Origin of the sequence: Bacillus sp. FJAT-22090 (assembly GCF_001278755.1) — a bacterium.
GTDB lineage: Bacteria > Bacillota > Bacilli > Bacillales_A > Planococcaceae > Psychrobacillus.
Genome location: NZ_CP012601.1, coordinates 1,635,752 through 1,660,362, shown reverse-complemented (window position 1 = coordinate 1,660,362; position 24,611 = coordinate 1,635,752). Strand labels below are relative to the sequence as shown.

Annotated in this window: 25 protein-coding genes and 1 riboswitch; of the genes, 22 read left to right on the top strand and 3 right to left on the bottom strand. The window is 34.7% G+C overall.

Annotation, left to right across the window (positions count from 1 at the left end; translation table 11 throughout):
- Window positions 1–21: 21 nt before the first annotated feature.
- On the top strand, window positions 22–1,338 hold the full coding sequence (gene lysA, locus AM499_RS08695; RefSeq protein ID WP_053589835.1) for a diaminopimelate decarboxylase: 1,317 nt from the start codon (window positions 22–24) through the stop codon (window positions 1,336–1,338).
- A 166-nt stretch (window positions 1,339–1,504) separates the two neighbouring features.
- A complete protein-coding gene (locus AM499_RS08690) occupies window positions 1,505–1,864 on the top strand; it encodes a GNAT family N-acetyltransferase (protein WP_053589834.1) in 360 nt (119 codons plus the stop codon).
- A 48-nt stretch (window positions 1,865–1,912) separates the two neighbouring features.
- Here the strand turns inward: AM499_RS08690 and AM499_RS08685 are convergent, their stop codons facing one another.
- Entirely contained in the window at window positions 1,913–2,419 is a 507-nt protein-coding gene (locus tag AM499_RS08685) for a DUF309 domain-containing protein (protein ID WP_053589833.1), read from the bottom strand.
- Window positions 2,420–2,473: 54 nt separating this feature from the next.
- On the opposite strand from AM499_RS08685, the gene AM499_RS08680 reads away from it, so the two are divergent.
- From AM499_RS08680 to AM499_RS08625, 12 genes are all read left to right on the top strand, one after another.
- On the top strand, window positions 2,474–3,253 hold the full coding sequence (locus AM499_RS08680; RefSeq protein WP_053589832.1) for a segregation/condensation protein A: 780 nt from the start codon (window positions 2,474–2,476) through the stop codon (window positions 3,251–3,253).
- A complete protein-coding gene (scpB, locus tag AM499_RS08675) occupies window positions 3,237–3,818 on the top strand; it encodes an SMC-Scp complex subunit ScpB (protein WP_053589831.1) in 582 nt (193 codons plus the stop codon). Before AM499_RS08680 ends, scpB begins: the two co-directional genes overlap by 17 nt.
- 47 nt (window positions 3,819–3,865) lie before the next feature.
- Window positions 3,866–4,822: a D-alanyl-D-alanine carboxypeptidase family protein gene (locus tag AM499_RS08670; protein WP_053589830.1), complete on the top strand. Its 957-nt coding sequence runs from the start codon at window positions 3,866–3,868 to the stop codon at window positions 4,820–4,822.
- A 107-nt stretch (window positions 4,823–4,929) separates the two neighbouring features.
- The gene (locus tag AM499_RS08665) at window positions 4,930–5,664 is read left to right on the top strand and encodes a pseudouridine synthase (protein ID WP_053589829.1); all 735 of its coding nucleotides are present in this window, start codon (window positions 4,930–4,932) and stop codon (window positions 5,662–5,664) included.
- A 99-nt stretch (window positions 5,665–5,763) separates the two neighbouring features.
- Window positions 5,764–6,300, top strand: coding sequence for a thiol-disulfide oxidoreductase ResA (resA, locus tag AM499_RS08660; RefSeq protein WP_156316776.1), 537 nt, complete (start codon window positions 5,764–5,766; stop codon window positions 6,298–6,300).
- A gap of 14 nt (window positions 6,301–6,314) precedes the next feature.
- Complete coding sequence (gene resB / locus AM499_RS08655; RefSeq protein ID WP_053589828.1) at window positions 6,315–7,964, top strand: cytochrome c biogenesis protein ResB; 1,650 nt, start codon at window positions 6,315–6,317, stop codon at window positions 7,962–7,964.
- 4 nt (window positions 7,965–7,968) lie between these two features.
- Window positions 7,969–9,159, top strand: coding sequence for a c-type cytochrome biogenesis protein CcsB (gene ccsB, locus AM499_RS08650; protein WP_053589827.1), 1,191 nt, complete (start codon window positions 7,969–7,971; stop codon window positions 9,157–9,159).
- 195 nt (window positions 9,160–9,354) lie between these two features.
- Window positions 9,355–10,071: a response regulator transcription factor gene (locus AM499_RS08645; protein WP_053589826.1), complete on the top strand. Its 717-nt coding sequence runs from the start codon at window positions 9,355–9,357 to the stop codon at window positions 10,069–10,071.
- The gene (locus AM499_RS08640; RefSeq protein ID WP_053589825.1) at window positions 10,064–11,839 is read left to right on the top strand and encodes an ATP-binding protein; all 1,776 of its coding nucleotides are present in this window, start codon (window positions 10,064–10,066) and stop codon (window positions 11,837–11,839) included. The genes AM499_RS08645 and AM499_RS08640 overlap by 8 nt, the downstream gene beginning before the upstream one ends.
- A gap of 47 nt (window positions 11,840–11,886) precedes the next feature.
- Window positions 11,887–12,423 (top strand): RNA polymerase sigma factor SigX, encoded by a 537-nt coding sequence (gene sigX / locus AM499_RS08635; RefSeq protein WP_053589824.1) that lies wholly within the window; start codon window positions 11,887–11,889, stop codon window positions 12,421–12,423.
- Window positions 12,416–13,681: a hypothetical protein gene (locus tag AM499_RS08630; protein WP_053589823.1), complete on the top strand. Its 1,266-nt coding sequence runs from the start codon at window positions 12,416–12,418 to the stop codon at window positions 13,679–13,681. The genes sigX and AM499_RS08630 overlap by 8 nt, the downstream gene beginning before the upstream one ends.
- A gap of 147 nt (window positions 13,682–13,828) precedes the next feature.
- Window positions 13,829–13,963, top strand: a riboswitch (FMN riboswitch).
- Window positions 13,964–14,119: 156 nt separating this feature from the next.
- The gene (locus AM499_RS08625; protein ID WP_053589822.1) at window positions 14,120–14,713 is read left to right on the top strand and encodes an ECF transporter S component; all 594 of its coding nucleotides are present in this window, start codon (window positions 14,120–14,122) and stop codon (window positions 14,711–14,713) included.
- 747 nt (window positions 14,714–15,460) lie between these two features.
- Here the strand turns inward: AM499_RS08625 and AM499_RS08620 are convergent.
- The gene (locus AM499_RS08620; RefSeq protein WP_053589821.1) at window positions 15,461–15,709 is read right to left on the bottom strand and encodes a ferredoxin; all 249 of its coding nucleotides are present in this window, start codon (window positions 15,707–15,709) and stop codon (window positions 15,461–15,463) included.
- 67 nt (window positions 15,710–15,776) lie between these two features.
- Between AM499_RS08620 and AM499_RS08615 the strand changes: the two genes are divergently transcribed.
- From AM499_RS08615 to AM499_RS08590, 6 genes are all read left to right on the top strand, one after another.
- On the top strand, window positions 15,777–16,856 hold the full coding sequence (locus AM499_RS08615) for a YpbB family protein (RefSeq protein ID WP_053589820.1): 1,080 nt from the start codon (window positions 15,777–15,779) through the stop codon (window positions 16,854–16,856).
- On the top strand, window positions 16,849–18,264 hold the full coding sequence (locus tag AM499_RS08610; protein WP_053589819.1) for a RecQ family ATP-dependent DNA helicase: 1,416 nt from the start codon (window positions 16,849–16,851) through the stop codon (window positions 18,262–18,264). Before AM499_RS08615 ends, AM499_RS08610 begins: the two co-directional genes overlap by 8 nt.
- A gap of 79 nt (window positions 18,265–18,343) precedes the next feature.
- Window positions 18,344–18,952 (top strand): LysM peptidoglycan-binding domain-containing protein, encoded by a 609-nt coding sequence (locus tag AM499_RS08605; RefSeq protein WP_053589818.1) that lies wholly within the window; start codon window positions 18,344–18,346, stop codon window positions 18,950–18,952.
- Between the two features lie 78 nt (window positions 18,953–19,030).
- A complete protein-coding gene (locus AM499_RS08600) occupies window positions 19,031–19,660 on the top strand; it encodes a CBS domain-containing protein (RefSeq protein ID WP_053589817.1) in 630 nt (209 codons plus the stop codon).
- A 79-nt stretch (window positions 19,661–19,739) separates the two neighbouring features.
- Window positions 19,740–20,525: a metallophosphoesterase gene (locus AM499_RS08595; protein ID WP_053589816.1), complete on the top strand. Its 786-nt coding sequence runs from the start codon at window positions 19,740–19,742 to the stop codon at window positions 20,523–20,525.
- A gap of 17 nt (window positions 20,526–20,542) precedes the next feature.
- A complete protein-coding gene (locus AM499_RS08590; protein ID WP_053589815.1) occupies window positions 20,543–21,517 on the top strand; it encodes a YpdA family putative bacillithiol disulfide reductase in 975 nt (324 codons plus the stop codon).
- Between the two features lie 489 nt (window positions 21,518–22,006).
- On the opposite strand, the gene AM499_RS08585 is transcribed toward AM499_RS08590, so the two are convergent.
- Window positions 22,007–22,978, bottom strand: a complete 972-nt coding sequence (locus tag AM499_RS08585) for an asparaginase (RefSeq protein ID WP_053589814.1) — start codon at window positions 22,976–22,978, stop codon at window positions 22,007–22,009.
- Window positions 22,979–23,056: 78 nt separating this feature from the next.
- On the opposite strand from AM499_RS08585, the gene prsW reads away from it, so the two are divergent.
- The gene (prsW, locus tag AM499_RS08580; protein WP_053589813.1) at window positions 23,057–23,758 is read left to right on the top strand and encodes a glutamic-type intramembrane protease PrsW; all 702 of its coding nucleotides are present in this window, start codon (window positions 23,057–23,059) and stop codon (window positions 23,756–23,758) included.
- A gap of 83 nt (window positions 23,759–23,841) precedes the next feature.
- The gene (gene sleB, locus AM499_RS08575) at window positions 23,842–24,606 is read left to right on the top strand and encodes a spore cortex-lytic enzyme (protein ID WP_053592142.1); all 765 of its coding nucleotides are present in this window, start codon (window positions 23,842–23,844) and stop codon (window positions 24,604–24,606) included.
- Window positions 24,607–24,611: the final 5 nt, after the last annotated feature.

Below are 24,611 nucleotides of genomic sequence, written 5' to 3'. Positions count from 1 at the left end.
AGAGGAAAAGAGGCGGGAGACATGGTGATGGTATCAAAGCATGCTGTAAATGAAAAAGGACACTTATTAATTGGTGGAATCGACAGTACAGAATTAGCTAAAACTTATGGGACACCACTATTTGTATATGACTTGTCGCTAATTAGAGAGCGTGCACGTGGATTTAATAACACGTTTAAAGAACAAAATGTACAAGCCCAAGTTGCCTATGCAAGTAAAGCATTTTCAAGTGTCGCAATGTATCAAGTAATGAAGCAAGAAAATTTATCTCTTGATGTCGTTTCGGCAGGAGAGTTATTCACCGCTTTAAAAGCTGGATTTCCTGTTGAACGTATACACTTTCATGGGAACAATAAAAGCAAAGAAGAATTATTGTTGGCGCTTGAGCATAAAATAGGTTGTATCGTGGTAGATAATTTCTATGAATTAGAATTATTGGATACGTTAACTAAAGAACACAATCAAAAAGTAAATATTCTATTGCGTGTTACTCCTGGTGTAGAAGCACATACACATGACTATATTACAACAGGGCAACAAGATTCCAAGTTCGGATTCGATTTGTTAAATGGACAAGCTGACAAAGCGTTCCAAGAAGTTTATCAACATGATTATATTCAATTACTTGGATTGCATTGCCATATTGGATCTCAAATTTTCGAAACAATCGGATTTAAAGTTGCAGCCGAAAAATTAATCAAAAAAATGATTGAATGGTATAATAATTATGGATTCCTGTGTACTGTATTAAACTTAGGTGGGGGCTTCGGTATTAAATATACGGAAGAAGACTCTCCTCTTGAGCCGTCTGTTTATGTGAGAGAAATGATAAAGGTTGTTAAAGATTTAGTGGAAGAAGTTAACTTGGCAATGCCAGAAATTTGGATTGAACCAGGCAGATCACTAGTTGGAGATGCAGGTAGTTCTCTGTATACAATAGGTTCTGAAAAAGAAGTACCAGATGTACGGAAGTATTTAGCAGTTGATGGTGGTATGTCCGATAATATTCGACCAGCATTGTATGGAGCACTTTATGATGCAGTTATTGCAAATAAAATGGGTGAAAAAAATGTTGAAAACTATACAATCGCTGGTAAATGTTGTGAATCAGGTGATAAATTAATTGAACAAATTTCATTACCTAAAGCGGAGCCAGGGGATATTTTAGCAATGTTTTGCACAGGAGCATATGGCTATTCGATGGCTAGCAATTACAATCGTTTAGTAAGACCTGCAGTCGTTTTTGTGGAAAATGGCAAACATCAATTAGCGGTAAGAAGAGAAACGCTGGAAGATATTGTCCATCTTGACCTTCCTTTATCATTAGAAAAGGAGTGAAACAAGATGAAAAAACAAAACATTATTCTGTTTCTTATTTTACTTTTAGCTGGAATTATTTGGGGTTTAATATACTGGTTCTTTATAGCTCCTAATAGTAATTTGTAATTGAAAAAATTGTCACGTAAAAATATTCTTTTAAAGAAATTAAAAGAGGGTCTTAACTATGTTGCTACGTTATAAAAAAACATTTGAAAAAATATCAATGGGACTACTTTCCTTTATGCCTCACGAGAAAGACGTGAAAAAACTATTGGAAACAATTCATCTATATGAAACCGATCCCGAGTGGCATTTGTTTCTTTGGAAAAAAGATGAAGATCTAGTAGGGCTAATTGGTGTTAGAATGAATGGTACAGATGGAATCATTCAACATATTTCAGTCAATCCTTCTCATCGAGGAGAAGGTATAGGAAAAGATATGATACAGAATTTGCCATCTATTTTACATACAACATCTATTCAACCATCAGAGGATATTAAAGCTTTCTACGAAAAATGTAAGACAGAAGATGAAGAGGTTTAGATTCTTAATGTATTCCGATTAAAGTTCTGTTAAGAAAGAAGAATGACATTATAAAATGTCATTTCTTCTTTTTTTGCTTTTTTCTCTCTCTGCAAGTATTTCTGAACGATCTCTTAGCATATGCTTATGAATAAGAAAATTTTTATCATAACTAGTTTCGATATTGTAATTTTCTACTAATGAGTTTAAATGCGGATCTTTAATAGAAACAAGAAAAGGCTGAAATGGTTCGTTTTCTTGCATATGTATTAATGAACTTGCAGTGTCCTGTATTAGATTACTATAATCAATGGTTTCATAAAAAGGTGAGCCACTAGTTTCTATTAACCGTTTTATACTCGTTTGCATGGTTTTTAGAGCTCCTGGATTATTTCCCCTACGCCAATGATACATACTTGTAGACATTAATATTAACGCGGTTAAAGGATGACTTTTTTGTTTTGGGGCAACCTCTTTCCAATAATCTTCTAATACCTCGTGACATTCAAAATAATCGTGTGTCACATTAAATTCTTTTATAAATTGTACGAAATTAGGATGGAATGTAGGATGCAATAGTATCACCTTTCCTCTATAATGATGTTAAAAACCGATAATAGGTGGAGTTTTATGTCTTATGAAGTTAAAACGGAGGCGTTTGAAGGACCTCTGGATTTATTATTACATTTAATAAATCGTTTGGAAATAGATATATATGATATTAAAATGGCGGAGATCACATCACAATATATGGAGCATATACATGCTATGCGGGTGCTCGAGTTAAATGAAGCTAGCGAGTATTTAGTGATGGCAGCGACTTTATTATCCATTAAAAGTAAAATGTTACTCCCTATACATCAAGATGACGAAATGGATGATGATTTTGATCTTTCGTTAGATGACCCAAGGGATGAATTAGTTTTAAAGTTAATAGAATATAAGAAATACAAAGAAGCGGCAAGTAATCTACAAGAGATGGAGGAATCTTCTAGTCTCTTTTATACAAGACCTCCTGCTGATTTAAGTGGTTTTCAGGATAGTAAGCAGTTAGCATTATTTGAACTTGATGTAAATGTGTATGATATGTTGGGTGCCTTCCAAAAAATGCTTAGAAGGAAACAATTGAATGCTCCACTTCATACTCGAATAAGTAAACAAGAAATTTCGATAAAAGATCAGATGAAAAATGTTATATCCACTTTAAAGAAAAGTGGGGGGAAAATATCTTTTTATAATCTTTTTCCTACTAGGGATAAAACGACAATTGTAACAACTTTTTTATCCTTACTAGAGTTAATGAAGCGGCAGATTGTTCAAGTAGAACAAAAAAGCAATTTTGAGGAATTATTTGTTCTATTGCGAAAGGAAGATTTTGAAAGTGAATTCGACGATGAAATTGATGAGTAAAATTGAAAGCTTGTTGTTTGTAAGTGGAGATGATGGTTTAACAATAAAACAACTAGCATTTTTGAGTGAAACGACAGAACAACAGATTACAGAAACTATAGAAAAAATGATAGTAGATTACGAGAGTAAGGAAGAAAGAGGTATCATCATTAAACAGTTAGCAGGTACATATCAATTAGTAACTAAGCTTGAAAATGTACAAAGCATACAAAAATTGGTTGAGAATCCCACTACTCAGTCTCTTTCTCAAGCATCCTTAGAAGTACTAGCTATTATTGCGTATAAGCAACCAATCACGAGGGTTGAGATAGAGGACATCCGTGGGGTGAAATCAGAACGACCAATTTATACTTTATCTGCTAAAGGTCTTATTCAAGAAGTTGGTCGAGCAGAAGGCACTGGTAGAGCCATTTTATATGGTACTACAAACGAATTCCTTCAATATTTTGGATTAAAGAATATTTCAGCACTTCCACCACTTCCGGATGAAATTGCAGTGGATGATATGGAAGACACTGACTTGTTTATGACGAAGTTCCAGGAAGCATTTGTAAATCAGGAATAAATTAAAGAGGAGTAAATAAAATTTTCAAAAAAACACTGCTTATCTTGATGTTCTTGCTACTTTGGCAAACAACTGGTGTAGAGGCTTCTTCCTCTTACGTAGCCATTGATGTTAACTCTGGTAGATTACTAGAGGGAAGCAATGCTCATGCAGAGCTACCGATTGCTAGTCTAACAAAAGTTTGGACAGCTTTAACAGTTCTTGATGCTTCTGATTTAGATGAAGAAATTACGATTTCAACACAAGCAGCCTCGCAAGAAGGATCTTCTTTATATTTACAAGCTGGTGAAGTATGGACTGTAGAATCTCTTCTTTATGGTCTTCTTTTACAATCGGGTAACGATGCTGCCTATGCACTTGCTGAACATGCAGGGGGGTCGGTTGAAGGATTTGTCAAAATGATGAATGAGAAAATGCAACTTGCAGGACTAGAAAATTCACATTTTACTAATCCGTCAGGACTTCATCATGATGATCATTATTCATCTGCAATAGATATGGCTAATATGCTTCGACTTGCCCTTAAAGATGAAGATTTTGAGAAAATAGCTTCCGCCAAAACGTTTCGACCAAAAGAGAGAAATGTGATTTGGAAAAACAAACATAAACTTCTCCATTATTCAGATCAAGCTATTGCTGGTAAAACTGGTTTTACAAAAAGAGCAGGCAGAACGCTTGTTACTTATTTTAAAGATGGTTCGAAAGAAATAATCGTTGTGACATTGAATAACTCAAATGATTGGAAGACACATACTGCATTAGCTGATAATATTTTCGCAAATTATGAAAACGTTAAAGTAGTGGAAAAAGGTAAATATAAAATTTTTAATAAAGAAGTAATCAAGGTTAAAAAAGACTATATATTACTATTAAACAAAGATGAAAAAGAGCAACTCCAAAATGTTTTACATATACCAAGGAAAAAAGATTCCAATCCATATATGTGGAATGTCTACATTAATAATGAACTTGCTTTACGATTTAAAGTAGATAAAATAAAATAAACAATCGGAGGAGACAGTTTTTCTAAAAAGACTGTCTTCTTTTAATTTGGCTGAAAGTATGACATAATTCACTCATGTTAGTGGAAAGAATGGACGAGGTGAATTAATTGGAAAGATTACAAAAAGTACTTGCTCATGCAGGGGTAGCATCAAGAAGAAAATCAGAAGAACTGATCCTACAAGGAAAAGTTAAAGTAAACGGTAAAGTAGTCACGGAACTCGGAATAAAAGTATCGGATTCGGATACAGTGGAAGTAGAAGGAGTTAAATTAGAAAAAGAGCAAAAAGTTTACTATTTACTCTATAAGCCTAGAGGGGTTATATCAGCTGTATCGGATGATAAGGGTAGAAAAACTGTGACCGATCTCTTACCTCATGTTACGGAGCGTCTATATCCTGTAGGAAGATTAGACTACGAAACTTCAGGTTTATTATTACTTACAAATGACGGAGACTTTTCTTATGCTTTAACACATCCTAAATTCAAAGTAGATAAAACGTATGTAGCGCGGGTAAAAGGTATTCCATTAAAAGAACAATTACGTCCCCTAGAACGTGGAATTGTTTTAGAGGATGGAAAAACTGCTCCTGCTCGGGTAAAACTATTGTCTTCTGAAAGAAAGACAAATAAAGCTATTGTAGAAATTACAATTCATGAAGGTAAGAATAGACAAGTTCGTCGTATGTTTGATGCAATCGGTTTCCCTGTGCAAAAATTAAAGCGTGAGCAGTTTGGTTTTTTAACACTGCATGGTTTAAATGCGGGAGAATGGAGAGAGCTTACTACTCATGAGGTCAAACAATTAAGAGTTCTAGCTGAAACAGGTAAGGTAGGGAAATAAAGGATTTTTTGTTCACAAAGCAGTCATAAGTCTTAATTTTTGTGTGTATTTATTTTGGTATAATAGTGTCGGTTATGTTTGGAAATGGAGGAAAATGAAATGGCTCAAACTAAAAAACAGCGTTTTTATATAAGAACTGTTATTTTGGTAGTGCTTACATTTGCAATTGTGTTTACTGTTTACTCCAACTTAAACAAAGAAAAAAACGCCGTCCTTCAAGTAGGTGATAAAGCACCAGATTTTATGTTAGTAGATATGAATGGTAACGAGCATAAACTTTCTGATTATCAAGGTGAAGGTATTTTCTTAAATTTTTGGGGTACGTGGTGTAAACCTTGCGCAACAGAGATGCCAGCAATGGACAACCAGTACAATGAGTATAAGGATCAGGGTGTTCAAACACTGGCAATTAATATTGGGGAATCTGATTTAAAAGTAAATAGCTTTGTTAATCGATATGGTTTAACTTTTCCTATTGCAATTGATCGGAATAAAAGTGTAATGGAACTATATAATATCGATCCCCTGCCAACTACTTTTTTAATTAATCCAGAAGGTCGTATTGAGAAAATTATAAAAGGTGAAATGACAGAGCAAGACATTGCTAATTTTATGGAACAGGTTAAACCTTCCTAAAGGAGTTCGTATAAATGGACAAAATAGTTTGTACATGCGGTAACGTAAACCCAGCTGGTACAGAGTTATGTGAAAGCTGTGGTCGTCCTTTATCACAAGAAATAAAAGAAAAAAAACTAGTAGACATGCGTTATGAAGGATCTGCTAGAAGGTCTCAAACATATAACAAAACAATTATTGATAAGATTTGGAATTTCTTTTCTAGTGTGAAAGTCGGTATGTGGATAATTGTTGCTATTTTAGTGGCGGCTGCGATAGGGACAATATTACCACAAGTGTTCTATGTACCTGCGGTATCGGAAGCAGATATTGCCGCGTATTATGAGAGAGTATATGGTACTTTCGGGAAAGTTTATTATGAATTGGGATTATCAGACTTATATAGCTCATGGTGGTTCCAAACATTAGTTGGTATGTTAGGGATTTCATTAGTTATTGCAAGTTTAGACCGTGTAATTCCACTTTATAAATCTCTTAAGAAACAAAAAACGAAAAGACATATCAGTTTTTTAAGTCGTCAGCGTATTTATGGAATTGGCAATGTGGAAGAGCCATTAGATTCTTTAAATAAAGCAGAAGAAAAACTGAATACAATGCGCTATAAAGTAAAACGAGAAGGAAATGCAATCTTAGCAGAAAAAGGTCGTTTTTCTCGTTGGGGCCCATATGTGAATCATCTTGGTCTAATTATCTTCTTATTTGGAGTTATGTTGAGAGCTATACCGGGATTTTATGTGGATGAAACAATGTGGCTAAGAGAAGGAGAAACACTTTACATACCAAAGACAAATGGATACTTCTTGGAAAGCAAAGATTTTATTTATGAAACGTATTCAAAGGAAGAGTCGGAAGAAGTGTTTGGTGAAGCAATTGACCGAGTTGGAACAATTGCTAAAAATTATCAATCAGATGTTGTGTTATATAAAGGTGCAGATGATGCAATTGCAGGAAAACCTGATGATTTAAAACCTATTAAAGAAGAATCAATTCAAGTGAATCAACCGCTTAAATTTGATAACTTCTCTGTCTTCCAAATGGATTTCCGTTTAGATGAATTAAAATCTATGACATTCCAATTACAAGACAAAGCTTCTAAGGAGTCTTTCGGGGAATTTACAATTGATTTGGCTAATCCCCAAGCAGAATATCAGTTAAAAGATGGCTACAAAGTGGAAATTATGGATTATTACGCGGATTTCACTGGTTTTGAAGATGGAGTTCCACAATCACAATCGCCGCTTCCTAATAATCCTGCATTTTTGGTGAAAATGTATAGTCCGGAATTTCCAAAAGGAGAAACAAGCTTTGTAATGATCAAAGAAACATTAGAGCCACTTGGCGAAAATCAGCATAAGATTGCATTCCAAAGCGTTGAGACAAGAGATGTTTCTGGTTTAACTATTCGCAAAGATTTAACGCTTCCTTTACTCGGACTTGGCGGACTGATCTTCATGATTGGGGTAGCCCAAGGTTCATACTGGAATCATCGTCGTATATGGTTGCAGCAATTAGAAGATGGGCAAGTTGTAATTGCAGCACATACAAACAAAAACTGGTTAAGTATTCAAAAAGACTTAGATGCAGTTTCAAAAGTTGCGATTCTTCCACCTTATGAAGACCAACAAGATTTAGACGCTAAAGCGGAAAAAGAGAAAGGAGTCTAGTTTTATGGATTTGGTATCACTTAGTAGTACCTTATTATTAATAGCATTTATTGCTTATTTAGTTGCAACTTTTTTATTCGGGGGAGCAGTAAAAGGTTCTAGCTCGGAGAATACTACTTCAAAATCATTTGATCGCTGGGGAAAATTAGCGATTACAGTTACTATTATTGGTTTTATATCCAATCTTGGTTACTTTTTTACAAGATGGATTGCAGCTGGACATGCTCCGGTTAGTAATTTATTTGAGTTTACAACTGCGTTTGGGATGATGGTTGTAGGGGCATTTATTTTAATTTACTTTATTTATAGAGTACCTTCTCTTGGGCTTTTTGCATTACCAATTGCCGTATTAATCATTGCATATGCAAGTATGTTCCCAAGAGATATTACCCCGTTAATCCCGGCTCTTAAAAGTTACTGGTTGACTGTCCATGTAATTACTGCGGCACTTGGTGAATCCATTTTAGCCATTAGTGCCGTTGCAGGATTAATTTGGCTTCTAAAAAATATTGATCTGACAAAAAAATCAAAACAGAGCTTTTGGATAGAGGCAGTTATGTATTTGGTTGTTTTAGTTCTTGGTTTTGTCATTTCTACGACTGCATTTACAATTGCAGACTATAGGGCTGAATATAGTTATGTAAATAAAGAAGGTAATGCAGCTGAAATGGAATATAACATGCCAGCTATTTTTGGAATGAATAAATCAGAAGCCATCACAGAAAATGCAATGGAACCACTGGTGGAAATGCCGCCATTAGTAAATGCTAAAAAACTTACGATTGTTACATGGTCTGTTATTTTTGGAACAATATTATATGTAATACTGCGTTTAATTTTACGCAAACCTATAGCAGCTGTGCTGCAACCATTTGCTAAAAAAGCTAACTCTCAATATATGGATGAAATTGGGTATCGTTCAGTTCTTATTGGTTTCCCTGTGTTCACTTTAGGAGCACTAATTTTTGCAATGATTTGGGCACATGAGGCATGGTCTAGATTCTGGGGCTGGGATCCAAAAGAGGTTTGGGCGCTTATTACTTGGTTGTTCTACGCAGTGTTCCTTCACTTACGTCTAACTAAAGGTTGGCATGGTGAAAAATCTGCTTGGCTAGCTTTAATTGGTTTTATAATTATTATGTTCAATTTAATAGCAGTAAACTTAATTATTGCTGGCTTACACTCTTACGCTTAATAGAATTGCTTATGTGCTTATATAACTCTCGGGGAATAGTGTATGAAGTCTGTACAAGTAGCGATAGAGTTTAATATTCTATTCTATAAATAAACGAAAAAGCTCTTGTCTCTTAAAGAGATAGGAGCTTTTCTTTCAATTTAGTACGACTAATTGTACAATATATATTAGAAGTTGATAGAAGGGTATGATATTATGTCTGAAATGATTAAGCTTTTAGTAGTAGACGATGAGGAACGTATCCGTCGATTGTTAAAAATGTATTTAGAACGTGAAGGTTACGAAGTTGAAGAAGCAGAAAATGGAGAAATTGCATTACAACTTGCCTTAGAGAATGATTATAATTGTATATTATTAGATATTATGATGCCTGAGAAAGACGGTATTGAAGTAATTACTGAATTAAGAGGACATAAGGAAACACCGGTCATATTGTTAACTGCTAAAGGCGAAGAAGCAAACAGAGTCGAGGGATTTGAACTTGGTGCTGATGACTACATAGTAAAACCATTTAGTCCAAGGGAAGTAGTCTTGCGCATTAAAGCTATTTTAAAACGCTCTGCTGTATTGTCACCTATTCAAGGAGCTTCTGCTTCAAAAGATATTGTAGTATTTCCTCATTTAACTATTGATCATGATGCACATCGTGTTACTGCAGATGGTGTTGAAGTAAGCTTAACTCCAAAGGAATATGAGTTACTTTACTTTTTAGCAAAAGCACCAGACAAAGTGTTTGATCGAGAACAGTTGTTAAAAGAAGTTTGGCATTATGATTTCTTTGGAGATTTGAGAACAGTCGATACCCATGTAAAACGGTTACGTGAGAAGTTAAATAGAGTATCTGAAAAGGCGGCTAAAATGATCGTAACTGTTTGGGGTGTAGGTTACAAATTTGAGGTTGTCAATGAATAGAATTTGGAATAGTGTTGTCGGGAAGCTATGGGGAACCATATTGCTTCTCGTCTTATTTGTGTTGTTTATTGTAACCGTTTTAATGCTAGAATTCTTAACAGATTTCCATACAGAGCAAGCGGAAGAATCTTTAAGACAAGAGGCAGCTACTATAGGGAAAATAGTGGAAGAGTACAACCAGGTGGAAGATTCCTTTCAAATTATAGAAGATATACTTGGTACAGAAACAAGTGCCTTAATTGTTAGAGATTCGAATTCCGTTTCTTTGTCTGTTCACGATGGTTTAAAGAAAGATGTTATTAGAGATAAAATACTTAAAGATAAAGAACTTACAAAAGTTTATACATCTAACGATACAATTATTAAAAAAATGTTAATGCCGTCCATGACAGAAGAGAATAAGATGGAATCATATATTATACTAGCATCTCCTTTGGAGTCAAATAATGAAATACATGGCGGTGTATTTATATATCAAAGTTTAGACGTGGTAAACAAAACCTCCAACCAAACAACGAACATTGTCTTTTTATCAGGATTTATTGCTTTATTGCTAACTACCATGTTTTCGTTTTTCTTAACTTCTAGGATCACCTCTCCGCTCCGCTCTATGCGAGAAGCAGCTTCAGAACTAGCAAAAGGGAATTTTGAAGCAAAAGTTTCCTATCATCAAAAGGATGAAATAGGAGGATTGGCAACCGCATTCAATCGAATGGGAAGTCAATTAAAGCATCATGTGGAAGTGATTAATCAAGAAAAAGAACAGCTATCAAACATATTAACTTCCATGACAGATGCAGTGATTACTTTTAATAAAGATTTCAACGTGCAAGTAAGTAATCCACAAGCGGAGCTTTTAATGCAAAAATGGCATATGAATAATGAAGTAGCTGATAATTCTCATTTGCCTGCAGAACTATACCATTTACTGGATCACGTTTTCCATAATGAAGAGGAGATAGATGAAGAATTAGAAATTAAAGGTTCCTATTTCTCCGTTTCTATAAGTCTTCTTTACAGTAAAGAGATGGTTAGGGGAGCAGTTGTAGTTCTGAGAGATATGACAGAACAACACCAGCTGGATAAAATGCGTTCTGACTTTATTGCCAATGTCTCACACGAACTCAGAACCCCAATTTCGATGCTACAAGGATATAGTGAAGCGATTATTGATGATGTTGTGACGACGGAGGAAGACCGTAAAGAGATGATTCGAATCATTTATGATGAATCTAAACGAATGGGAAGACTTGTAACAGAATTATTAGATTTAGCACGTTTAGAATCAGGCTACTTAAGTATTTTTAAAGAGGAAGTATTGGTAATACCTACAATTGAACGAATTACTCAAAAGTTTGATCAAATAGCGAAAGAAAAAAATCTTCGTTTAAATTTTGAACAAAACTTACTTGAGCCTATGACGCTAGAAATCGATGAAGATCGTATGGAACAAGTGCTGACAAATTTAATTGACAATGCTCTACGTCATACGGAAAAAGGATCTGTCACAGTTAGAATTTCGAAAATCGACCATCAATTTGTGATGGAAGTGGAAGACACAGGTTATGGCATACCGAGTGAAGACCTTCCTTATGTTTTCGAACGTTTTTATAAAGGGGATAAAGCAAGAACGAGAGGAAAGAGTGGAACAGGTCTTGGTTTAGCAATTGCTAAAAATATAATAGAACGTCATGATGGTAATTTATCTGTGGAAAGTGAACTAGGTGTTGGTACTAAATTCATTATCCGATTACCTCTAACTAATTGAAACAAAAACAGTTCATGAACGACTAATTGTAAGAACGGGGGGAGCTTATGAATGACTCCGTTTTCCACCGCTTGTATGATAATTATCATCAAGACGTTTTTCAGTTTCTGATCTATTTGGTTAAAAATAGACAGACTGCGGAAGACTTGGTCCAAGAAGTGTATGTTCGCGTTTTAAGGGCTTATAGCCGATTCGAGGGGAAAAGTTCTGAGAAGACATGGCTATTTTCTATTGCTAAAAATGTAGCAATCGACCATTTTAGAAAGCAATCAGTGAGAAAAAAAAGGTTGTTCGAATCCTTTAATTGGGAAACGATGCAACTTGCATCGTCAGATATGCTTCCAGAGGATTTAGTTCAATTGAATGACGAAATGAAATCTCTATTAACTGCTCTAGATGATTGCACTGGCGATCAAAAAATGGTTATCATAATGCGTTATTTTCAGCAGCTATCTATTGCTGAAACAGCACAAATACTTAACTGGTCAGAAGGAAAAGTGAAAACAACACAACACCGAGCTATAAAGTCATTGCGTGAACGATTATCTGTAACAAAGAAGGAGGGTAAGGTTCATCATGAGTGATTGGAAAAAAGATGATGAGACACTAGATGAATTACTGAACCAAATGCCCAAGTTTACAGATCATCGTTCCAAAGAAGATGTGTATAATCGGGTAAAACAAGAGGTATTAGGTCACGAAAAAGAATCAACTAAATACTCTTCACGTAGGATTCAATCCAAATGGTTACCTTTAGTTATTTCAATTGCTTCCATATTTCTTCTCACTTTTTTAGTTTCTTCCTATCTGAATAATGATAATTCAATGAAGCAGTATAGCACTAGCGAAAAAATGGAACAGAAGAGCAGTGAAGAAGAAAGTATGCAGTCAATGGATGTTACAGAGAATGCTGCCATAACAAGTGAAGAAAGTAAAACTGAATCATCGGACGATATGTCAAAAATGACTAGTATAATGGAATCGTATATAGAATTAAAACCAATAGATAAAAGATATGCTGTCTATGAAGGTGATTTAAATGGAGGTACTGTGTTTCATTTTTCATTCAATGAAAATGCATTAACTGTACCTGTCACAATTATTATTCCAAAAGAGCAAGTGGAAGCAGATTTTCCAGATATGAAACCAAATAGTTTACAGTTGTATGAACGTTATGCAAGTTTGATTAATGAGGAGTCGCTCGGATTTACAGAGTATCATCCTTATAAAGGGTATTTTGTTGCGGATAATCAATTACTAAAGCATTACCTTCCTACTGGACATGGATATGACACAGCGTCTGGAACATCGGTACCGTATTGGAGCTCTCTAAATGAAATTTTTACGGATTTTGATTCAATAGCTCTTTTAAATGAGGACGGCTCTCCACTTGAATGGGATCAAGTAGGCATATTAGATGAGCCGAGTAAATTAGAAGGGTCGAAAGGTCAACATAATTACTATAATTACCGTGCCCAAAATGGAAATATATATTTAACTCCAAATTTTTCAGCTTCTTATGAAACACTTGCTGAAGCATTTAGTGAAATGAAAAACGTAGATAATGACATGTACACTTCTGTAATCCCATCGAATATTACTTACTCATATGAAGATCGAGAAGGGACAGCTGTTATCAAATTTAACGAACCATTGGATTTAGAATCGATGGAGCCAAATGAGGCTACAAGATTAATTGAAGCATTCGCATTGACCGCAGCAAGCTTTGGAACTGAAGTGAAATTAGAAAATATAGTACAGGAGCAGTGGGAAATATTTAATTTCGAAAATACCCTTCCTACTCCACTTGGACCAAATGGTTTTATAATGAGCGTCCAATAAGAATTTGGAATGCCAAGCTTTGATTTATTCAAAGCCTGGCATTTTTTATAGCATAAAATTTTGAAGCAATTATATTGCATAACGGTTTTGTTTTTGTTAATATATTATTAATTCAAGATATTATTCTTGAAGAATAATAAAATATTGATTCATCTTCGGGGCAGGGTGAAATTCCCGATCGGCGGTATTAGAAGATTCATTTCTTGAGCCCGCGAGCCGTAATTGGCAGGATTTGGTTAGATTCCAAAGCCGACAGTATAGTCTGGATGGGAGAAGGTGAAGGTACAGTCGTTTTTCGTATACTCTAATACGGATACGCTTTTTTAAGTGTGCCTTGTTTCTCCCTTGAGCTCTTTAATAGCTTAAGGGATTTTTGAGTTACAATTTCGTACTGAACCTTTCTTCTTGTGGAGTGAATCGCAAAAGGAGAGAGGAATAATGACAAAAAGTAAGACGCGAAAGCTTATTGCTATCGCAATGTTGAGTAGTATTTCATTTGTATTGATGCTACTTGCATTTCCATTACCGGTACTACCAGCTTATTTAAAAGTGGATTTTAGTGATATTCCAGCACTAATTGCAGCTATTACGATGGGGCCAATTGCAGGTATTGTCGTAGCGTTTTTGAAAAACGTATTAGATTGGTTGTTTGCTGGTAGTCCAACTGGTGTTCCAGTAGGACATATGGCGAATTTTGTAACTAGTATTCTATTTATAGCACCTGTTTATTTAATTTATCGCAAAGCATCATCATCTAAAGGGATCATGTACGGTTTAGTTTCTGGAACGATTTCCATGGCAATAGGTATGAGTGTTTTAAATTACTTTATATTTTTACCAATGTATACGTACTTCTTAAACTTCCCTATGGAGACTGGTACAGCTTTGTTCAATTCTATTATTTTCGGTATCCTACCGTTCAATTTGATAAAAGGACTATTAGTTACAATCGTTATGATTGTTTTATTTAAGCGAATGAAACCATTGCTCGACCGAGTAACAAATTCGTTTAGTGTTCCTGATATAAATTAATTAAAGGACGTTTCTCTATCTTAGAGAAACGACCTTTTTATAGTGAGAAAAAAACTCCTATCAGATTTGGGAGCGACTCATCCTGCGGAGGCTCATGCGTAGCGTGCAGCAAGCGCACAACCGTGTTTTCAATCTCTAAGTAAAAATTTATGTGAATTGACTATTACATACACATCACCGACTAAAGGCATTCGCGCTGGCCGCACGTCCGCATGAGCCGCTGTATGCGCAAGCGCATTTCTCTGTCTCATACGGTACGTCATGCGGCTGGCAAGGCGCGAATGCCAGTGTGTTCTTTTGAAGCAATAAAGTAGATTCTTTTAATAGATTGTAAATTAATAATCCTGAAAACAGGATGTAGGATTGCTTCTTTCGATAATTCTTTATATAATCGGATTTCTTCAGGATGTGCGCCTTACAAGCCGCATGAGCGCGAAGAATGAGACCCCGTATAGGATGTGGGAGCGACAAAGGAGTGACTCATGCTGCGGAGGCTCATGCGTAGCGTGCGGCAAGTGCACATCCGTGTAATGTGGTTCCCTTTATTAACAATAGCGTGAGTGTGCCAGATGTTGCTTCTTCCGGCATTTTTTTTAAACTTTGCAACAATATTATCGAAATATGTTTGCTGCAAATGGTAAATAATCATTTTGTCTAGAGCAAGTTGTTCACACTAAAGTGAACATGCCGCTTGCAAATTCTCATAAAAAAACTGCCTGAAAAATCTAGGCAGTTTGTATTATTCATCTATTCAAATTTTAAAGCATCGCCTTCAAATGACTCATCTGCCACTTTAATTGAATCTGTAGGGCATCCTTCAAAAGCATCTTCCATATCTTCTAGTAGTTCGTCTGGAACTTCTACTGTCCCCATGTTATCATCTAAAATAACATATGCAATGCCTTCATCATCATAATCGTATATATCAGGTGCTGCTGCGCCACATGCGCCACATGCGATACATGTATCTTTATCTACAATTGTATATTTAGCCATAAATATATTCTCTCCTTTATATCTGCTTACACGGAATAGCTATCCTATTCATTCTAAAGGTGTTTACGTGACATTTCAACAAAAATACATTAAAAAACGTGAGGTATTTACAGTGTACTTTCATCAATTATTATTATTAATCATACATAAGTTTCACGGAGAACGGTCTTCTACAGCTCCATTTTACTTATTAAAAGGTAAAAAATCTGGCCAGACGATACAGGATGTTACTTATTTTAAACTTCATCCTTATTTTTCACTTTATCCTAAATTATCACTAGATGAATATAATGGCGAAATTTTGACACTTTTAAAAGAGGGGTATATTGAAGAAGACGAGTCGATTATTATTCTTACAGAAAAAGGCTCCATGCACATGAATTCAATGAGAAATCCTCAATTTAATGGTTGGTTATATAGAGGAAATGAGCATATGTTTTGGAGCAGAATTGCTTTGGTTATTCAAACGTTATCTCATTTTGAAGCCAATGTGCACCGTTATGTTCCAAATCAAAAGAATCCAGATATACATCATTTTGTTAAAGGATATCTATTTAGCAGGGATTACAAAAGTGCAGAATTTTGTACAAACTTTAGGCAACAATTGCTGCAGCTACTTGAGAACACAAAATTTGAGAATATTCATAGAGAAATATTTGTCTATCGTCTAAGTGGTTATGGAAGGAGTGGGTTGACATGGGAGCAATTAGCTCGGTATTACAATCGACCACTTTTGGATATAAAACTGTTATTCATTGAGAGTTTACATATTGCACTATCGATTATCCATGATGAAAAGTTTCCAGATTTATTACCTCTCACAAAAAATGTAGAGGTTCAAACTCCTTTGACTGAATCTGCAATGAAGACGTATCAATTAATTCAAAAAGGCCATACCCTGGAGGATATAGCTGCAATACGCTTATTAAAATTTAATACGATTGAAGATCATATTATTGAAATTGTATCAGCTATACGAAACTTTCCTATTTACTCTTATATATCCAATGAACAAGTTGATAAAGTGTTAAAGATTTCTAATAGATTACAAACAAAAAAGTTAAAAGCTATTCGAGAGCATGTTCCTCATTTAAGCTTTTTTCAAATTAGAATTGCACTTGCAAAAGGAGAAGGGGCTAATGGATAAACTGACAGAAATTCTTCATCAGAAATTTGGCTATAGTTCTTTTCGAGACGGACAAAAAGAAATAATTGAACAGGTCATCGAAGGAAAAGATGTAGTCGCAATACTGCCAACTGGTATGGGAAAATCATTATTATATCAATTGCCCGCTTATTTTATAAAGGGTACTGTTGTAATTGTTTCTCCATTAGTATCGTTAATGCAAGATCAAGTAGAACAATTAAAGATAATCGGTGAAAAAAGAGTAGTTGCAATAAACTCTTTTCTAACTTACGAACAAAAAGAAATGGTTATGAGAAAATTAGCTTCCTATAAATTTATCTTTACTTCACCAGAAATGCTTCAAAATAAACGTTTTAATAATGCCTTATCCGCTATTTCCATAGCATATATAGTAGCAGATGAAGCACATTGTATTTCACAGTGGGGGTATGATTTTCGTCCTGATTATTTGAGAATCTCGAAATGGTTAGATGCATTTCCAAAAGCGAATGTACTTGCTTTAACAGCAACTGCCACCAAAAAAGTAGTTAAAGATATAAAAGGGACCTTACATATGAAAGATCCATTTGAGTATATTCATTCATTAGATCGACCTACAATTGCTTATGAAGTACAAAAAGTAGATGATCATAAGGAGAAAGAAGCTTGGATTGTAGGTCGTATAACCGCTACTAATGGTCCAGGAATTTTATATACTCAATCTCGTAAAAAAGCAGAATTTTATGCTAGTAAATTAGAGGAAAGAGGAGTAAAAGTTGCATTTTATCATGCTAAAATGGAACAAGATGATCGTGTATTAGTCCAACAACAATTTCAGCATGGGGATTTAGATTGGATTTGTGCAACAAATGCATTTGGTATGGGTATTCATAAAAACAATATTCGACAAATTATACATGACCATATCCCAACTTCTATTGCTAGTTATATGCAAGAAGTGGGAAGAGCAGCAAGAGACGGAAATCAGTCGATTGCTTCACTTATTTACACTAATTCGGATGTAGAACAGTCTTTTTATGTTGCAATGAAGGATTTTCCGGATGAAACGGATATACATGCTGCTTTTCAATCAGAAGATAATCAGATTATTCTTTCGGAGACTACGTTACGTATATTGAATTATTGGAAGGAAATCTTGTCTGAACAAGAGACTATTGCTTTATTTCATGACATAAAACAGAGAAAATGGCTAGAAATTCATAAGTTATTTAATTTATTCCAAAGTGACCGGTGTATAAGGGAACAAATTTTATATTCTTTTGATGAACAACTGATTACTAGGCCAATGAATTGTTGTTCAAATTGTTCACTTGATCTCCAGCTATTACTTACAAAACGTGAAAAGCAAAATGGAGAAGAAATAGAACTAAACTGGTTCAATAGAATTAATGAGTTGCTCCGTCCTTAAAACATTGTGAAGTTTACTTTTTCAACAAAATTCGTCATAATAGAGTTAGTAAAGAAGGAATGAATGGAGTTTGAACAATATGAATCAAGACGATTATCAAAAAAAGATTGATGAGCATAGACAATCTATTGGCCTAGAAGATAATATGACGGAATCAAGAAGAACGAGAAGATCTAGCTATACTAAAAAGCCTAAAAAAAAATCTAAAAACCTTCTGTTACCTTCTTTGTTTTTTATCTTTATCTTAATACCTGTGTGCATTTTCCTATATGTACATTTTTTCTACACTCCAGATAAAGTGGAAGAGGCTTCTAGTCAAGGTGTCATTCAAGTGGAAACAAAACCAATTTCAAATGGCACGGAGAAGGAAGAGGAAGAAGAAAGTGTGGAAGAAAATTCGCAAGAAGCAGAAGATGAGAATGAACCTTCAACCCCAAAAGAGGAATCAACTGAACAAGCAACTCCTGAAGTGAAACCAGAAGTGAAAACAGAACCAAAAGAAGAACCAAAAGAAGAAGAACAAAAAGTTGAAACCGAACAAAGAACGCATATTGTAAAAGCAGATGAAACACTGTATCGAATAGCAGTAAACTATTATAAGGATCCAAATGCAGTTGAAAAAATAAAAGCTGCAAATGGATTAACATCGAATAGTATTTCAGCTGGACAGAAACTGATATTGCCTTAGAATAACTTATAAAGAAGGATATTTTCTACTTTTGAAGAATATATAAAGAATATCCCGTTTGGAAGAGGTGTACTTTAAATGTTTGTAAAAAGTGTGATGATCCCTAAAGAAAAATGTTTGACTGTTCAACCAAATACTTCACTGCTAGAAGCTTTGCAGCAGCTTGATGAAAAAGAAATTGATGCACTTCCTATACTCGATAATGGTATATATAGAGGTATGTTTAATAAATATCTTTTATATAAGGCCTTTTATTATAGTGAATTGGATCGAGAAACATTTTTAATGAAGACGACAGTTATGGACGTTGTTACAAGAGAAGATACTTTTGTAGAATTAGAAGATGTTTTTGAAAGTACTTTTGTAAAACTGTACGACTTTCCAATTATCGCGGTGTTAGATGAAGGAAAGTTTCTAGGAATTGTGACACGATATGATACAATTAACCAGTTCCAAAGCGCTTTTGGTATGAATAGAAAAGGTACTAGAATTACTTTTGCCTCAGTTGAATCCGAAGGCCGGATACTTAAGGTTTCAGATATTCTACACAAATATCATACACCTGTAATTTCATTAGTTACTTTTGATGAAACGGATAAACTAGCCCGTAGAATCGTACTTAAAATTGATAACGATCAAAAAGTAGATCGAATTATTGCAGACCTTGAAAAATCAGGATTTCGAGTATTACACATCGATAAAGATTGATATTAATCTCTACAATATTTGTACGGCGCTGGACAGGGGAATTCCCTGTCCTTTTCTATGTTTAGATAGGGGGATATAATTGACTTATATCATTATACTTTTCATCATTTTTAGTGCTGCGTTGATGTTTTATATGAGATTTTTGGCGTTTCAGACAAATGTTATAAAACATTCATTACAAATCGAGGAAATGAAAGATGGGGAACAATTTAATATATTTTTCATCTCCGATATTCATCGTAGACAAATACCCGAAAAACTTATTCATTCTTTAGTAGGTGAGGTAGATATAGTAGTGATTGGGGGGGATTTAACTGAAAAAGGTGTACCCCTGGAGAGAACTGAAAAAAATATAGTTGATTTAAGTAAACTTGGACCTGTTTATTACGTTTATGGAAACAATGATCGTGAAATAGGTGAGGAACATCTGAACTCTATATTAGAAGAAAATGATGTGAAGATATTAAATAATACATCTTTGGCGATACATAATAGCCATTCGGTCATTCGACTAGTTGGAATAAATGATGGTTTTACTGGAAGGGTTAGAATATATGATGCTTTTCAAGAAGTATTAGAAAATGAAGTAGTTGTATTTGTATGTCATGCACCAGCATTTTTCAACAATGCCAAAAAAGTGGCTAAACCACATTTGTTAATGGCCGGACATCTTCATGGCGGTCAAATTCGTTTAGGACCTATTGGAATTTATGAAAAAGGATCGTTTCGGGTGAAAGAGAATAGTGCGGAACTTGTAAGTAATGGCTTTGGAACTACAGGGATTCACCTAAGGTTAGGGGCTAAATCAGAGTGCCATCTCATCACATTATTTGGCAAGCAAAAAGGAAATAACTTGAAGAATTAAGGAAGGAAGTTATAAGTGTGGATCAAAACATAGACGTACTCATTGTTGGTGGAGGACCATGCGGACTTGCAGCAGCAATCGCTGCTCAGGAAATTGGTTTAAATTGTGTAGTTATAGAAAAAGGAAATATCGTGGAAGCAATATATAATTATCCTACCCACCAAACTTTTTTTAGTACAAGTGAGAAACTATCGATAGGCGATATACCATTCATTGTAGAAGAAAGAAAGCCAAAGAGAAATCAAGCGTTAGTCTATTATAGAGAAGTTGTTAAGTTAAAAAACATACAAGTTAAAAAGTACGAGTTTGTACAAAGTGTAGAAAAAAAAGATAAACATTTTCTAGTGACAACTTCAAAAGCAATTTATCATGCTTCGAATGTCATCATTGCAACAGGTTATTACGACCAACCTAACTATATGGGGATACCTGGAGAAGAATTACCCAAGGTTCTACATTATTTTAAAGAAGGTCATCCTTATTTTGGCCAAAATGTTTTAGTAATAGGAGGCAAAAACTCCGCAATTGATGCTGCTTTAGAGTTAAATAAAGCAGGTGCAAATGTAACAGTTGTGTATCGTGGTAGTAATTATTCACCAAGCATTAAACCTTGGATTTTACCTGAATTTGAGGGACTTGTCCGTAATAAAGAAATAATTATGCATTTTGATACCTCGGTGTTAGAAGTTGACGAACAGTTTGTGTATTTAAAAGGACCAGATGGTGATTTCAAAGTAGAGAACGACTTTGTATTTGCGATGACAGGTTATCATCCAGACCATAATTTTTTAACTAAAATGGGAGTTATTATCGATCAGGAGACTGGTAGACCTACCTTTAATGTGGATACAATGGAAACGAATATCGAAGGCATTTTTATTGCAGGGGTGATTGCTGCAGGAAATAATGCAAATGAAATATTTATTGAAAACGGACGATTTCATGGTAATCTGATTGCAAAGGAAATAGAACGAAAAAGAACAGGTAACTAATAGATAATCGATTCTTTATAGATAATATTCGATTAATCGTAAGCATTTAACTTTTCTGAGGGCACTGAAAAAGTCATAGAATTTAATTTTATTAATAATGTAGTCCGATAAATAAGAAAATCGTAGAAACGGCTCCCTTTCCGCGGACGTTGCCTTAGCCTTCTAGGCCAACACGATGTTGGTCATGAAATCGTTGCCGCAAAAGTTCTTTTGCGACGAGCTTTGCGCAGGAGCAGGATGCGGCGAACTTAGATTCCCTTCCCCTCAGCTGCGTAGTCTTCGGCTAATGCTATTCCCGTAGAAGTGTCGCCTTTTTCAACGATTTTCTATACTAATTGAAAAAATTTAAGTGACTAAAACCTGCTCTATTAATGGCAAGCGAAGTGGAAATCATCAATATTATTTATCCGCATTTATTGTTAAAGTAAAAGACCGTAGGCAAACGCGAAGAGTTTGCCTACAATCTAACACTGTTTGCTTATTCTTAATTTATATAGAGAAAATATTTTCCATAGCTTTTGTTTTATTTGGATGGTTTAGTGCTATTAAAAGTGCTAACCTTGCTTTTTGCCCATTTAATCCTGGAGCAAATATAACACCAGCATTTTTTAAGCTTTTTCCTCCACCATCATATCCGTACACATCTTGCGCAATACCATTAAAACATCTAGAAACGAGTACAATCTGAATATCCTTTTTAATACTTTCCTCGATAATTGGTAGAAGACTTGGGGGTACATTTCCCTGACCTAATCCTTCTAATACAATTCCGTCATACCCTAATTCAACACATGAAGCTAACAGATCTGGCTCCATTCCCGCATACACTTTGAAGAGAGCGACTCTTTTCGCAATACTTTGAATAGGAAACACAGTTCGATGATTTGGTGAATGGTGAAAATGTACTATAGATTTAGATATAAAACCTATCGGACCATACTGAGGACTTTGAAAAGTACTTACATTACTGGCATGAGTTTTTGTAACATTTTCGGCTGTGTGTATTTCATCATTTAATACAACTAACACCCCTTTGTCTTTTGCATCATCAGAACTTGCAACTTTTACAGCAGATAATAGATTATATAATCCATCTGATCCTACTTCATTGGAAGAACGCATCGCACCAGTTAGTACAATTGGAATAGTAGTATCCACGGTTAAGTCCAAAAAATATGCTGTTTCCTCTAAAGTGTCCGTTCCGTGAGTTATGACTACTCCTTCTATATGGTCCTTTTGAATAGACTCGTCTATCATTTGTTTTAACAAAAGCATTTCTTTTGGAGTAATATGTGGAGATGGCAAATTAAAAGCTTCAATTTCTTTAATATTTGCATATTCTTTTAATTTTTCTCCTTCCATCGAAATAGGATTATTTTCTATAGGGATGACAGCTCCTGTTTCTGCCTGAATTTGCATAGAAATAGTACCGCCTGTGTGGATTAATAATATATTTTTCATAGAAACACCTCCGTTATTTTTACAAATTAGCAAAATTATAATGTATAATAGATATAGTTATATGGAAGGAGTAAGGATATGTTTATACTGCTTTCCGTTGCAATAGCTCCGGCTCTTGCACTTTTAAGTTATTTTTACCTACGTAAGGAAATTGCAAAAGAACCTTCTAGGTTATTGTTACATACATTTATTTACGGTGCTATATTAACTTTTCCTATTTTATTCATACAACATGTAATTCAACAAGAAAATGTGTTTTCATCTATATTTATCCACCAAGTATTAGTAACAAGTGCACTAGAAGAATTTTTTAAATGGTTGATTCTTATAATTGCTATTTATAAACATGTTGAGTTTGATGATCCTTATGACGGTATTTTGTATGGGGCAAGTGTTTCTCTTGGATTCGCTACAGTTGAAAACATACTGTTTTTATTGAATTTTGGGATGAATCAAGCATTTTTACGTGCCTTACTACCGGTTTCAAGTCATGCATTATTTGGCGTAGTGATGGGATATTACATAGGAAGAGCGAAATTCACAGTGACGAAAAAAGTGAAATATGAAATTGCTTATGCTCTTTTAGCAACCTTCTTTTTACATGCTACTTATAATAGTATTTTAATCATCAAGGATGTAAATTTGCTATTAATGGTTCCATTTATGTTGTTTTTATGGGTATTCGGTTTATCCAAAGTAAAAAAAGCACATATACTTTCACGTCATAAAAGGTTTGAACATCATGAATATTTTTTGAAAGAAGAATCTAGCCGTAGCTAGATTTTTTTTGTATATTTATCGATTTCTTACCCAAGCTAGTTATAAAGGAGAGATGTCATTTGAAACAGATAAAATACATCCTAATTAGCTTGGTCTTTATTTCTGGAAGCTATGCATTTATACAACAGGAACAATCAACTCAGGCATTTTCCACCCAGGTATTAGAACGGGGTGCCTTTGGTGACGATGTAATTGAATTACAAGCAAGACTTCAATACATTGGGTTTTATACAAGTCAAATAGACGGTAAATTTGGCTATAGCACGTATTGGGCATTAAGAAATTTTCAAGAGAAATATGGACTTCCTATTGATGGGATTCTAGGGGAAGGCACTAAAAAGAAACTAGTAAATGCATCTAAGTACGATAAACAATATGTGCATGGTCAACTTAATAAAGGCAACAGTTTTACCTATTATGGTGGAACGGACCTAGATAAGCAGGTAAAAAACAAAAAAGCAGAAAGCACGAATATGCAGCTTCCCCCAAAATACTCTGAAAAAGAGTTAAAGTTAATTGCGAATGCCGTTTATGGAGAAGCAAGGGGAGAGCCATACGAAGGGCAAGTTGCGGTTGCAGCAGTTATATTAAACCGAGTGGAGCATCCAGATTTTCCAAATACAGTATCAGAAGTAATTTTTCAGCCACTAGCCTTTACTGCAGTTGCTGATGGTCAAATTTGGCTAGAGCCAAACGAACGAGCAAAAGAAGCAGTTTTAGACGCATTAAATGGTTGGGATCCTACAGAAAATGCTATCTATTACTTTAACCCTGATACAGCTACAAGTGAGTGGATTTGGTCAAGACCTCAAATTAAAAAAATCGGACAGCATATTTTTTGTTCATAAGGAGA